Genomic DNA, 12412 nt, shown 5'->3' on the forward strand with positions numbered 1-12412 from the left:
CCTCCCCGCCGGTCAACCTGGAAAAAGATCGCGAACACGGACGAACGGGGAGCCGGTCTCGGCGGCGCGGCGAACCTTGCGTTCGAGAACCTGAGTGAGCGGGAGCTCGCGATCCAGCATCTCATAGAGATCGAGACCATCCATGCAGATGACGCGCTTGCCTCGTCCGAAGGCGACAAGACCATCTTCGGTAAATGTGCTGTTGCTGACAAATAGGCCTCGAGTCCACGCCGCCTTCTGCTCGATCTTGCCGTGAAACGTGTGCAGCTCGGCGACGCCAATCGGTTGACCCTGCCATTTCGCTTCGACGAGATAGATTTCATTGCCGAGCTGGAAGCTGCCGTCGATCTGCTCGCCACGCAGGCGAAAAGGTTCCTGGGCGGCTAATCCGAAAGCGTTGAACAGATCCTTGAGGAAACCCTCGAAGGCATAGCCCCGCGCCTGTGGCGCGAGCGCCGTGATCTGCAGGAGATCCGACTTGGCCTTGGCAATCTTGTTCCGGTCGGCGGCGGTGGCCGCAGCACTCGGCGCAGCTGGTGGCGGAGCGTGATTACCCGAAAGTCGATTGATCAGACCCAGGTAGCGGGTTTCAGCATTGACGACCGGGTCTTTGCCGGCGGTGCGCGCGAGATATTCTGAACGATGCTCCCAAAGGGCCGCAAGGGTACGAACAGCGGTGGCGTCATCGCAGTGCTGCAGGAAGTAGCGGAGGCGTTTTCCTTTCGACCCTCCGTTCACGGCATACTTGGGGTCATCGATGTTGACCTTAAGCTCTGAGGCGAAGAACTCGGAAAAGCTTTTGTCAGAAAAGTCCAGCACGAAGCCCTGCCCCCGGACAAAGTCAACGAGATCATCCACCAGGCGCAGATCGATGGACCGTATCGAACTAATGGGCTCCCCCGGAATGCAGCGTTAGATCAGCTGTTAATTGTTTCTTGGAGTTTTTTGATTTTGGCAAGAATGTCGTCGAAAGACAGCGGCTTTTCATCAAACATCATGGGTGCCATGGCGCGATAGTCAGCGCGCAAATCTTTGATACGGGACTCGCTCGGCATCAGTCTCAAAGTACCAGGCCTCGCTGTATCGTAGCTGGCCCAACTGGACCGGAAGAAGGTCGCCTTGTGCTTTGCCACTGTTACTAGAAGGTCGAAATCGCCGGCCGCGGCTTTTCCTTCCTCGGTGTCGAGGAGCATCGCGAGATCATAATAGTGGCGGGAGAAATACTGCGGCGTTGCGGTCTCGGCGGGACGGTGCGCCTCGGCGTGCAGCGCGGTCGCCTTTTCCCAGAAGGTCCGTTGCGCGGAGAGAACAGTCACGGTGCATTCCGGATCTTTGAAGAAATCCGGAAAATCCTCCGCCGCGTAGGGATGAATAAACTTCTGCTCGGTCGGCCATGGATCGCCGCGCGCACCGAGCTCAAGCTTCACCCGCGGCGTGATGTAGGCCATGCTTTCATATTCAGAGCTCGCAAGCGCAGGCGGATAGTGGAAGTTCACTGTCTGCGCGTCGTTGGCATCTATTTCCAGCGACCACTTGCCTTCGCTCGGCTCGCCCAATTGCTCGACGATCGCGGACCTGAGCGCCGGAAGAAGCTTCTCGGCAATATGCCGCTCGACGTCACTCACCAAGGCTTCAATCAGTTTGTTCGCTTGTTTCTTGCTGATGCCTTCCTTTTCCGGATCGCGGTCGCCGGTGTAGCCGAGCTCCGCTCGATCGAACGAAAGGTCGATGTCCTCGGAAAAGCGGCGGATGGCGCCGAATGCCTTGGAAAGGGATGTACCACCCTTGAAAACGAGGGTGGCTGCATCTTGTTTCTGCAGGCCGAAAAGACGCTTCAAAGTCCAGCAGACCCAGAAGTCCTTTTCGACGATCGTGTTGTCAACTCCTCGAAGGGCGCCTGTTTCGCCAAACAGGGCGGCTCGATCATCAGCCGGAAGGAGAGCCACCCTATCCATCGATCTCACCTGACGCGTTGGCGATCGATACGAGTGTCGGCCTCATCCAGGCTGGGGCCCGAACCGCAGAGGACGCAAGCATCTTCTTGTCGTTGGCTGACAGGCGGCGCACTGCGACCTGCGCAACGTCGCCGGCACGCATCGCTCCCACATGGCGAAGCGCTTGCACGACCGTGCCAGCCGCACTGCCAGGAGCGATCAAATGCTTGGGCGAGGCATGTCGCAGATCGACGACGCGCTTTCCCAGGACGACCTTGCGGGAGGGACCGTCGGTCAGATAGGTGGTCTTCGCCGGCACCTGCGTGGTAAGCCCAAGTGCGTTCGCCGCACGGGCGCCAGCAATCTGCAACTGAGAACCGGTCTCCCGTGCCAGCGCCTGGGCGATATCGTCCGGAGCTGGCGAAAGCAGCCCAAGCTGCGGATGGACCTTCGGGAAATCATAAAGGCCTCGCGCGAGGCGCCGGAGTTTACCACCCTTGACCAGTCGGGACAGCGCCTGATCGACTGCGGCGCGTCCAGCAATGCCCAGGAAATCGCTAGGCGTGAAAACGCCGCCGCGCCCGCCAGCGCGGGCGCGTTTCATAATCTTGTCTGGTACCGATGTCGAAGTGCTTTTCATATGTCAGAAAATAGTGCATCTTTTTCTGACATTCAAGCTCCGCATTCAACGCCTGCGGCGGAGCGGAAGCTCCGGCCACACTCACTTTCGGACACAGAGGAAATTGATGAACAACAATCCTCCACGCTGGAGCCAACTCAAGAAGATGCGTCGCGCACTCCAGGGACGAATGCCGAAGGACAAATTCTTCGAGACCGTACTCGAAGGCTGCTTCCGCGTCGCTCGAGATCGGGATAACCCTCTGCGAGGAAACTTCGCGGCAAGCGGCCTGCGGGAAGCGATCGGCCATGTGCTGCACAGCCTCGCTCCTGATGAGGACGTTCGAGCCTGCGTTTGGTTCGTGCAGGCCAAGGATACCAAAACCGTCACTCGCCATCAGCGCGCAAGTTACATCGTAAAGGCCGGGTTGCCGGACGATTTCGTCAGCGACACTCTCGGCATAGATGTGCGCGAGTTCACAACGCCCCTGATCGAAGTAATGGATGGACTCAACAGGGCCACACATGTTCGCGCCGATACCATCCTCTCCAAAGGATGGGAGATTCGCGTGATGATCCAGGACGTCTTGCGCGGCCTCGACCAATTGCTCCAAGCCGCAAATGAAAGCCGAGAGGCTATCACCCATGCCGTAGCTGACGCGATGCAAGAAGCCGTCTTCGAGAAACTCATCTCGGAGACGATCGATGAACTTGATGAGCTTTCGACGCATACGACCGTCGATGGACACAACATAGACAATGTGAGCGTAACCAAGTTGGATTCGCAGGACATTAGCTATCGTGTTGAAGGCGAGGTTGAGGTCGAGCTGCAATACGGGTCTAATTCAGACGTCAGAAACGAAATCGGGTTCCGGCAGGATGATTCCTACCCCTACGTCGTGACCGTTACGTGCGCCGTCGCTCGGCTCATGGCAATTCGGGCTGATGATCTCAATATCAGCGTCGACAACCGGAGCTTTTATGAATGACCGATGCTGAACGACTGATGCGTGGTTTTATCCCGTCACTCCGGGAAAGCCCATTTAGAATTGCGCCGGAGCGCGTCCATGAGCTGTTGGCGAAAATGGGAGGAGAGACATGGGTCCTCGAGATTGTTGATGGGCCGGCAAACTTCGAGGCATTTCCGACTACCAAGGAGATTGAGGGCACTTACGCCGCGTTGCTGAGCCTTTGGGCTGTAGCCGCCTCCGTACGTGTCCTATCCGTCCTTACGCAGACGGCCGCCGAAATGAACCTTTCGCAGGTCGTCATCACATCGGGCGGTCCGGACTCTGTTGCAATCGAACTGAAAAATGCCGCCCTGGCGCTTATACGAAATGAAGAATTTTCTTGGGAACATCCTCATTTAGAGCCAGATTCAGCGGCCGATCCCTCGTCCCAAGATGGCCTGACCAACAATCTGTTCCTCGCAGCGGCAAGCTTCATAGTCTTGCATGAATGCGGGCATCTTGTACTCGGGCATCATGCATATACCGCGCTGATGCATCAACAGGAGCACGAGGCAGACGCTTGGGCGGTGTCGTGGATCCTCGATAAAGGGGCCAGAACAAGAGCAGTCCGAAATCGTACGCTAAGGGCGAACAGATTGAGAACTTATGCGACCCGCCGCAGCCCGGCTGGCATACGAAGCGATCGAAATCCGTTCGGCATCTGATGTTCGGCATCCCAAGTGTAGATGCCGGTAAGGTTGATGTGTTCCCAACTGAGCGGCGAGATGTGCTTCGACAGAGTATCAGGAATGTCTCGACCCGCTCGCTTCAGCTGTGTGATTGCACGGTCGAGATAGACGGTATTCCAATGGACGATCGCACTGACGACGAGGTTGAGACCAGAGGCGCGGAACGCTTGGCTCTCGAACGACCTGTCGCGAATCTCGCCTCGCTCGTGGAAGAAGACAGCGCGTTTGAGCTTATGGGCGGCCTCACCTTTGTTGAGACCCGCTTGGCATCTCCGCCGTAGTGCCGGACTTGAGTACCATTCGATCATGAAGAGCGACCTCTCGATACGGCCGAGTTCGCGGAGCGCCCTCGCAAGATGGCTTTGCTTCGGAGATGCGGACAGTTTCTTGAGTATCGTAGACGGGACCACGGACCGCGTCGTGATCGACGCCGCGAGATGGAGCAGATCGTCCCAATGATCGATGATCAGATTGGCATTGATCGGCGCCCCGATGTGGTTCGACAGCGCCGGATGTGCATCGCCCTTGTCGAACGTGTGGAACTTCCGGTCTTTGAGATTACGCAGTCGCGGTGAGAACCGCTTTCCGATCAAGGCGAACAGCCCGAAGATATGATCACTGGCACCGCCCGTGTCGGTAAAGTGCTCCTGGATGTCTGGGACCGTGTCCTGATCGAAGAGCCCATCGAGCACATAGGCCGCCTCGCTCTCGGTTGGACTGATGGGCAAAATACTGAAGTAGCCGTACTGGTCTGACAGATGGCTATAGAATTTCGATCCGGGCACGCTGCCGTAATGCAAGTTGATGTCGCCGCGCTTTGCAGCTCGATCGCTCGCACGGAAGAATTGGCCATCGGACGATGACGTTGTGCCATTGCCCCAAAGGCGGGAATGTGGATGCTGGGTGTGGGCATCGGTGATGCATGCTTGCGCCGCGCGGTAAGTCTCCGATCGAGCATGGAATGTGCGCATCCACCCAATCTGATGAGCGCTGATCCCCTTGGATGCGCCAGCCATTCGCTTCGGCCCGAGATTGGTCGCATCCGCCAGGACGCCCGCCAGCATGGCAGAGACATTTTTCGGAACGTCGCCGGTGCGAACATGCGTGAATGTATCTGCAAAGCCGGTCCATTCATGCACCTCCCTCAGCAAGTCGGGAACCTCCACCAACGGATACATGTCGCTGATCTCGGCATTCAGCTCCTCGGCGGCTGCGGGGACTTCGCTGGCGGTTGGTGTGACAATCAAGGTTCCTGCCTCGAGACGAACTCCCTCGAGCTTTCCAGATCGTGCTCTGTGCGCCAGACGCGTCAGGTTGAAGTCGAGCATCTGACGCGCTTCGGCAAGCCACTGCGCGCCGTCGCTCTGGACCCCCAAACCGAGACGATCGTCTTCCTTCATCGAGATGAATGTCGACCGCGGCATCAGATGCTCATCAATGGGCCGGAAAGATCGGCTGCCATCGACCCAGATCTCCGCAGATCTAAGCCGGTCTCGCAAAGCCGCGAGCGTGGCGATCTCGTAGAGACGGCGATCGGGTTTACCCTGTTCGAAGATAAGCCGTCGATCAGTTTGGCTGAGGTGGGTGATCGGCAAGCGATCCGGGAGTGTCCGCCGCTTCTCGGTATAAAGCCGTTTCAGTAGCGCAATTGCCGCCAGAAGCGGGTCGTGGCGATGCGCCGAGCGGAACGTGAAGGCCTGAAGGAATGCACCAACGTACTTGTGGACGGTCGAATATTGCTCGGCTGCTACGATCAACGACGGCGCCTCGTTGTCGTCGACCATCGACTCGAGCTCGGGCTTTATCCGAAGCAGCCGGTCCCAGCCGACTCTTTGGTCGAGAACATCTAATGCGTTCCGACCATAGTCGTTGGCAGACTGCAGGGCCGTGATCGTATCCAGAAACATGCGCAGCGCTTTGGCGGTGTTCGCTCTGCAGTCCATCTGCCGCTGCTTCTTCCGATTATTGGCTTGCGAGAACAACTTGCCCATCAGCTTGATGAACATCGTCACAGCATCGTCCGTGATCTTCTGGCAAAGCTTGATGACTTGAGCCACGATCAGAGCGTGGCGACGGCTGGCGTTGAATTCGTTGGCAAGCCAGGCCGGCGTTGCGTTGCCCTCCCGGATCATCTGGTCCCACCGTCCGGATGATACCCGCGCCTGCAGTTCCGGATGGATCTCCAGCCGCCGCAGAAAAGCTATTCGCTCGGTCAGCCCGACGAGGTTCGACGCAGCCGGCGCTTCTGGCGCCGAGCGCAGCCAGTGGAAGCGCGTCTTGCCGATCGACGGGTCAACCTCTAACAGCCTATCCAGTGATTGAAGCCTATCGAGCGGGATTTCTTCAATCAGAGTTTTTTCTGCCCGGCGACGGGCTATGGCACGGCCGGCAAGGCCAATGCGTTCGATCGTGTCGATCGCCGGCAGAAGAACTCCGCGTTCGCGAAATGCGGCGACAGCCGAACTGGCTATCGCAGCACCGTCGTCTGACATGGTCGCCGCTTGAATTGCCGCTAATAGCGCGGCGCGGCGATCTGGCGGCGTCGCGCTTCTCGTATCCAGATAGACCATTAGCCGCGCCATATGATCCCGACGAGTTTCTTCACGACGTGCATAGAGAGCAAATTCGTCTGGAGCGGCGCCGATCTGATCAGCAACATACTTCAGCATGGCGCGAGGCGGAGTTTCTTCTGCTCCAAGCACTCGACCTGGGTATCGCATCAGACATAGCTGGATGGCAAAGCCGAGCCGATTGTGATTACGTCTCCGCAGTTCGATCTCCAGGCGATCCGCCAATGACAACGAATAGTGGCGGATTAGGCTGTCCTCGTCGACCGGGATATCGACAAGCTTCCGGCGATCTTGATCTTTGAGAAGCTTGCGCTTTGCCATCGCCCGACCCCATTCATGACCAATCTGCGTGAAGCGTTGTCGAGTCGGGCCGGACAGAGAAATCAAAATTGGCGCATGTCGATGGCAATCCACAGAGATCGGATGTTGCACATCCGATCTACGGCATCGTTCCGGATTTGTTCGACCTTAGCGTACGATTTCGGCCTGCTCTTGTTCTGACCCCATAAAGTTCCGAGCGATATGCACCGTGAGTTCCGGACCTTGGCGATCTGCGTCGCGTTCATCTGGATCGGGCTCGTCGATGAAGTTCGGCAAGCCACGTCAACGCACCCGCCTGCCGCCCAACGATTTGCCGACGCTTTCGACAGTTTTGAAAATGTCCCGATGGAGAGCCCGGCACTGGAGATCAGCTATTATGTGCTGAAGGCGTTTTTTGACCCGACCACCGAACTTTCACAGCCTGACTGCGCGAAGAATGGTTTCATCGATCAGCTAATAGATCATTCTCGGAGTCGGTGAAAAGCACAGAGCCGAATGACGAGAGTTGCCAACGACAGACAATCACGAGCGGCTATGGGTGCCGGAAAACAGCAAACGCTGATTGGCACGCAAAACTCAATCCTCCGAAACGTCACCAGGTTCATCGGTGACGCCTTGTTCCAGCGCCTGCCGGCTGAGCAGTCCCGCGTCCTCCAACAGTTCGAGGTCGGGCAGATCGCGTAGCGTCTCGAGACCGAACGCCGACAAGAAATGCCGGCTGGTCACATAGGTGTAGGGCGCACCGGGTGTCGGGCTGCGCGGACCGGAGCCGAGGAAGCCGGCGTCGCGCAAGCTGGCGATCGTGTCGCGGCTCACCTCCTTGCCGAAGATTTTCGACAGCTCGCCGCGCGTTACCGGCTGCTGATAGGCGATGGCCGCCAGCACCGCGGCTTCATGCTCCGACAGCGACACCGAAGAGGACCGCGTCGGCGCCTGCGCGGCGCGGATCGCGGACGCATAAGCCGAACGGCTACGATGTTGCCAGCCGCCGGCGACAGCGACGATGTCATAGGGACGCGACCGCAGTTCCTCGCGCAAATCATCGATGATGAGATCGATGATGCAGCTCTTTCCGACCACCCGCGCCAGCGTTTCGCGGCTGACCGGTTCGGCCGAGGCGAAAATCACGGCCTCGACGCGCAACATCCATTCCCGCCAGCGCAGGTCCGGCGGCAGATCCTCCAGTTCCCGGTCATAGAGGATTTCATCCTCCGATCTCGATTTGCTTCCACGAAGTCTCTTGGTTGCGCTCGTTCCGGCCATCGTTACAACCCATAAACTCGAAACGACGATCGTCCGGAGAGCTCGCGCACGACGCCAAATCCTTCGAGCCGTTCGAACAGCCGGGTCGCGGCCCAGCGCGACAGATTGCTGCCGGGCGCCGAGGCCGGCACGGCATCCTCCTCAAGCAGTCTTGCGATGACCGCGCTGGCGCCCTTGGTCCGCACCTTCGGCGCCACGGCCAGAAGCGGATCGGCTCGCCGGGCAATCTCATTCGCCGAGCGCAAGGCGGCCCCCGTTCCTTCGACCAGCGCCAGGCAGACCGCGCGCGGAAAGCCGGGCTCGCCCGGGCGCACCCGTCCCCTGCCGCCGAGCGTCCGGAAGGCAGGACCGTAACGCTCGGCCATCAGCAGCGGCACGGGCCGCTCCCATTTCAGCAGGGCCGCCATCAGCATGTCGGCGAGCGCCCAGGCGAGCGGCTCGGCATCCGGACGGTCGCGATAGATCCTCGAAACGAGATCCGCCGCGGCAAAGGGCGCCGGCCGGTCCGACTGCAATGCGTCTTCGGCATGGCCGATGGTTGCCTTCAATCGATCATCCCACGCAAGACCCAGCAGCTCAGCCAGTTCGGCAATGGTCTTCGAGAAAAAGCCGGGTTTTCGATTGGCGAGCCTTCTGTAGGCGATAAACACCCTTCCGGCGGGGCCGGGATCACCGTCGGCCGAGGTGAGCAGAACCGCGTCACGGAGTGCCGCCTCGTCGTCGTTTCGCCCCGTCAGACGGATAGCAGATACCGCGCATTTCAGGGCTTGTCGCGCGCGCCAGCAGCCCGACCAGACAGGACTGGCTCGAATAAGATCATCAAGCGTTTTCAAGGCGATGCCGGCGGTAAACGCAGCATCCGCCTCTGTCAGCTCGCGCCCGCGCGGAAGCGCCCAGGCGGGGAGGTGGGCCGGCGGCATAGAGGCTGAAACGACGGTGCGGGCGAGCGAATCCATGCCGGCAAGGCTACATCGCTTGTGCACTTTTATCCAGTCAATTCACGTTTAACCGCACACCTTGTCTTGCACGAGTAATGACCGATAAGATTGCATTATCGTTCGTTTTGCTCTTTATATAAAGAATGAGCCAAATCATCGAACAGAACACTGAAACTGGTCTCGAGCAGAACGCTGCTCCGTCTGAGAGCAGGGCTGCGGAGGGCGAGATTTCTAACGGCGCGATGGCTGGGCCGGCTTCCCCTGCCCTGCCCGCTCATCTGCAGGATCTCACCGATCGCGCCCGCGGTTATGTCGAGGCCGCGAGCTCGGCGAATACCCGCCGCGCCTATGCCGCCGACTGGAAGCATTTTACGGCCTGGTGCCGGCGCCAGAACCTTTCTCCCCTGCCCCCCGATCCGCAGGTCGTTGGCCTCTACGTCACCGCCTGCGCCTCCGGCAGTGCTGTTGGCACGTCAGCACGCGGCAGCACGCCGAACAGTGTCTCGACCATCGAGCGGCGCCTCGCCGCCATCGGCTGGAACTGCGCCCAGCGCGGCATGTCGCTCAATCGCAAGGATCGCGCCATCGCCACCGTGATGGCCGGCATCCGCAACAGGCACGCCGCCCCGCCCCGACAGAAAGAGGCTCTTCTGCCGGAAGATCTGATCGCCATGCTCGAGACGCTCGACCGCGGCTCCCTGCGCGGCCTGCGCGACCGCGCGATGCTGCTGATCGGCTTTGCCGGCGGCCTGCGCCGCTCCGAGATCGTCGGCCTCGACCTCGGCCGCGACCAGACCGAGGATGGACGCGGCTGGATCGAGATATCAGACAAGGGCATGCTGGTGACGCTGCGCGGCAAGACCGGCTGGCGGGAGGTAGAGATCGGCCGCGGTTCGTCCGACGCCACCTGTCCGGTTGTCGCCGTTGAGACTTGGATCAAGTTTGCCAAGCTCGCTCGAGGCTCGCTGTTTCGGCGCGTGACCGGCCAGGGGAAAAATGTTGGGCCCGATCGGCTCAATGACCAGGAAGTGGCTCGCCTCGTCAAGAAGGCGGCGCTGGCGGCCGGCGTGCGCGGCGATCTTCCGGAGATCGAGCGGGGGCTGAAGTTTTCTGGTCACTCACTGCGTGCCGGCCTCGCCTCGTCGGCCGAGGTCGACGAGCGCCATGTCCAGAAGCAGCTCGGCCACGCCAGCGCCGAAATGACCCGCCGCTACCAGCGTCGGCGCGACCGTTTCAGGGTGAATCTCACTAAAGCGGCCGGGCTCTAAAACACCCCTCCCCTACCGGTGGCACGGTCAGACCTTTGAACCGTGTCGGGAGCGCTCTGCGATGCTGGAAAGATCGACTTTCTTGCCCGCCACATCCGCGACGATCTTCAACGTGCCGCCGAGGGATTCGACATAATCGCGAAGCGTCGACAGCTTCATGTCGGCGCGCTTCTCCAGCCTCGAGACGTTGGTCTGCTTGAAACCGGTCCCGGCAGACACGTCTTCCTGCGTCCGCCCGGCGAGTGCCCGCAATTCACGCAGATTGTGCGCCGTGACAAGCTCGTCGGCACGCTTTGCAATGGCGCGCTGTTCGTCCTCAGGAAGCGTCTGTATCAGCTTATCGAGATCATCCATGTTTCTTCTCCAACTCGCTCAAATGCTCGTCGTACCGTTTGTCCGCCAGATCGATCAGGCGTTTGTAGAAGAGTTTCTGACTCACACTGCTCTTCGCGCCACCGCAGAGAACCACAGCCTTCCGCTCCGGATCGAAGGCAAAGGCGAACCGCCATTGCACCTTCAAGACCTTGACGCGCAGCTCTTTCATGTTCGCGTGTTTGGAGCCTTCGAGCGTATCGACCTCAGGTCGTCCCAGTCGAAAGCCCTTCTCGCGAAGCAGCACCAAATGCGCGAGCAACTCGACCCGAACATCGGCTGGAAGGTCTGTGATCTCGCCTTTGAAGCGGTCATGAAACTCGACCTTCCATTCCGTCATTTCATATCCTGAATGATATAGATACTTTGGGATATATAATCCACGTCTCCGCTCAAGGCAATAGCGGCTTCAGAAGCGCCAGCAACCGATCGGTTATCCGTATCCTCTTCATTTGGAAACCCGCTCAACTAACGACCTCTCAGACGCTCCAAATGACCGCTGACACGCAAAATCGCATTTCTCGTCGACCACAGGGCCGCCTGATCGGCTACGCACGCGTCTCGACGGAGGAGCAGGCAACGCACGCGCAAGAAATGGAACTGCGATCGGCCGGCTGCAGCGAGATCATCCAGGAGCACGGTTCGGGCGCTTCGCGAGCCAGACCAGCTCTTGCAAAGCTGCTGCGCGAGATCGTCGCCGGCGACACGCTCGTGGTGGTTCGGCTCGATCGTCTGGTACGATCCGTTAGCCATCTGCTCGAGGTGATCGAGGATCTGACTGCGAAGAACGCGCATTTTCGGTCGCTCTGCGATCCGATCGACACATCGACCCCGCAAGGAATGTTTTCGCTCCAGGTGCTCGGCGCCGTGGCGCAGCTCGAACGTGCCCTGATTTCCGAGCGAACGAAGGCAGGAATCAAGGCGGCAAAATCCAAGGGAAGGCTGCCCGGCAATCCCGGCATCCGGGAACGGCGTCCCAAGGCGCTGGCCAAGATGACTGCGGCGCAAAGAGCGGCGTACGGAGAACGCGTACAGGCAACGGCCAATCAATGGCTTCCTACCGTTCGGCGCATGCGGCCGGATCACACCTGGGACGACATCGCCCGCGTTTTGAACCAACGCGGCCTCGACTGGACGCCGGAGCGTCTTCGCCGCGCCGTGAAATGGATGGTCGCGGAGCGGATGGCCGATGCCGCATTGCTCCGCAAATCCCCTCCCCGCCTGCCCGAGGATCGGTTGATGACGCTGGTCGCCGGTATCCATTCGTCGAACCCGAACCTGACACTTCGCGAAATCGCGACCCAACTCGAACGATTGCACGAGCGCACCCCACGCGGCGGCTCGAAATGGTCGCCCTCGTCCGTGAAGAACCTCATCGATCGTGCACGCCGATCGGGACTGATCTCCAGCGCCGGGTAGCAGCGCGGCC

13 protein-coding genes are annotated in these 12412 nt (G+C 59.7%); 5 read left to right on the forward strand and 8 right to left on the reverse strand.

All coding sequences use genetic code 11. The features are described 5' to 3' along the window. Nucleotides 1-12: 12 nt before the first annotated feature. The 3 genes from AC1Q6Z_RS30070 to AC1Q6Z_RS30080 are packed head-to-tail and all read right to left on the reverse strand — an operon-like array spanning nt 13 to nt 2538. Entirely contained in the window at nt 13-858 is an 846-nt protein-coding gene (locus tag AC1Q6Z_RS30070) for a restriction endonuclease (protein WP_246765508.1), read from the reverse strand. Nucleotides 859-917: 59 nt separating this feature from the next. Continuing rightward, nucleotides 918-1955: a nucleotidyl transferase AbiEii/AbiGii toxin family protein gene (locus tag AC1Q6Z_RS30075; protein ID WP_192321167.1), complete on the reverse strand. Its 1038-nt coding sequence runs from the start codon at nt 1953-1955 to the stop codon at nt 918-920. Beyond that, a complete protein-coding gene (locus tag AC1Q6Z_RS30080; protein ID WP_192321169.1) occupies nt 1948-2538 on the reverse strand; it encodes a DUF6088 family protein in 591 nt (196 codons plus the stop codon). The genes AC1Q6Z_RS30075 and AC1Q6Z_RS30080 overlap by 8 nt, the downstream gene beginning before the upstream one ends. Nucleotides 2539-2680: 142 nt before the next feature. On the opposite strand from AC1Q6Z_RS30080, the gene AC1Q6Z_RS30085 reads away from it, so the two are divergent. Together AC1Q6Z_RS30085 and AC1Q6Z_RS30090 are read left to right on the forward strand one after the other, a co-directional pair. Beyond that, complete coding sequence (locus tag AC1Q6Z_RS30085; protein ID WP_192321171.1) at nt 2681-3541, forward strand: pPIWI-associating nuclease domain-containing protein; 861 nt, start codon at nt 2681-2683, stop codon at nt 3539-3541. Further along, on the forward strand, nt 3538-4227 hold the full coding sequence (locus AC1Q6Z_RS30090) for a phage exclusion protein Lit family protein (RefSeq protein ID WP_192321173.1): 690 nt from the start codon (nt 3538-3540) through the stop codon (nt 4225-4227). Before AC1Q6Z_RS30085 ends, AC1Q6Z_RS30090 begins: the two co-directional genes overlap by 4 nt. Here AC1Q6Z_RS30090 and AC1Q6Z_RS30095 read toward each other — a convergent pair. Further along, nucleotides 4167-7142: a Tn3 family transposase gene (locus AC1Q6Z_RS30095; protein WP_065653655.1), complete on the reverse strand. Its 2976-nt coding sequence runs from the start codon at nt 7140-7142 to the stop codon at nt 4167-4169. The two genes, AC1Q6Z_RS30090 and AC1Q6Z_RS30095, sit on opposite strands and share 61 nt — an antisense overlap. Nucleotides 7143-7343: 201 nt before the next feature. On the opposite strand from AC1Q6Z_RS30095, the gene AC1Q6Z_RS30100 reads away from it, so the two are divergent. Further along, the gene (locus AC1Q6Z_RS30100; protein ID WP_492650147.1) at nt 7344-7622 is read left to right on the forward strand and encodes a phage exclusion protein Lit family protein; all 279 of its coding nucleotides are present in this window, start codon (nt 7344-7346) and stop codon (nt 7620-7622) included. 96 nt (nt 7623-7718) lie between these two features. Here the strand turns inward: AC1Q6Z_RS30100 and scpB are convergent, their stop codons facing one another. Together scpB and AC1Q6Z_RS30110 are read right to left on the reverse strand one after the other, a co-directional pair. Next, entirely contained in the window at nt 7719-8405 is a 687-nt protein-coding gene (scpB, locus tag AC1Q6Z_RS30105) for an SMC-Scp complex subunit ScpB (protein ID WP_192321179.1), read from the reverse strand. Between the two features lie 2 nt (nt 8406-8407). Beyond that, nucleotides 8408-9361: a DUF1403 family protein gene (locus AC1Q6Z_RS30110; RefSeq protein WP_192321181.1), complete on the reverse strand. Its 954-nt coding sequence runs from the start codon at nt 9359-9361 to the stop codon at nt 8408-8410. Nucleotides 9362-9585: 224 nt separating this feature from the next. On the opposite strand from AC1Q6Z_RS30110, the gene AC1Q6Z_RS30115 reads away from it, so the two are divergent. Continuing rightward, nucleotides 9586-10611: a site-specific integrase gene (locus AC1Q6Z_RS30115; RefSeq protein ID WP_492650148.1), complete on the forward strand. Its 1026-nt coding sequence runs from the start codon at nt 9586-9588 to the stop codon at nt 10609-10611. A gap of 27 nt (nt 10612-10638) precedes the next feature. On the opposite strand, the gene AC1Q6Z_RS30120 is transcribed toward AC1Q6Z_RS30115, so the two are convergent. Continuing rightward, nucleotides 10639-10965, reverse strand: a complete 327-nt coding sequence (locus tag AC1Q6Z_RS30120; RefSeq protein WP_192321189.1) for a helix-turn-helix domain-containing protein — start codon at nt 10963-10965, stop codon at nt 10639-10641. Then, nucleotides 10958-11323, reverse strand: coding sequence for a type II toxin-antitoxin system RelE/ParE family toxin (locus AC1Q6Z_RS30125; protein ID WP_192321191.1), 366 nt, complete (start codon nt 11321-11323; stop codon nt 10958-10960). Before AC1Q6Z_RS30125 ends, AC1Q6Z_RS30120 begins: the two co-directional genes overlap by 8 nt. Nucleotides 11324-11475: 152 nt before the next feature. Here AC1Q6Z_RS30125 and AC1Q6Z_RS30130 point away from each other — a divergent pair, with 152 nt between their 5' ends. Continuing rightward, nucleotides 11476-12402 carry a recombinase family protein gene (locus AC1Q6Z_RS30130; protein ID WP_192321193.1) on the forward strand — a complete coding sequence of 309 codons (927 nt, stop codon included), beginning with the start codon at nt 11476-11478 and terminating at the stop codon, nt 12400-12402. Nucleotides 12403-12412: the final 10 nt, after the last annotated feature.

The organism is Shinella sp. GW835-FHT14H05 (genome assembly GCF_058793575.1).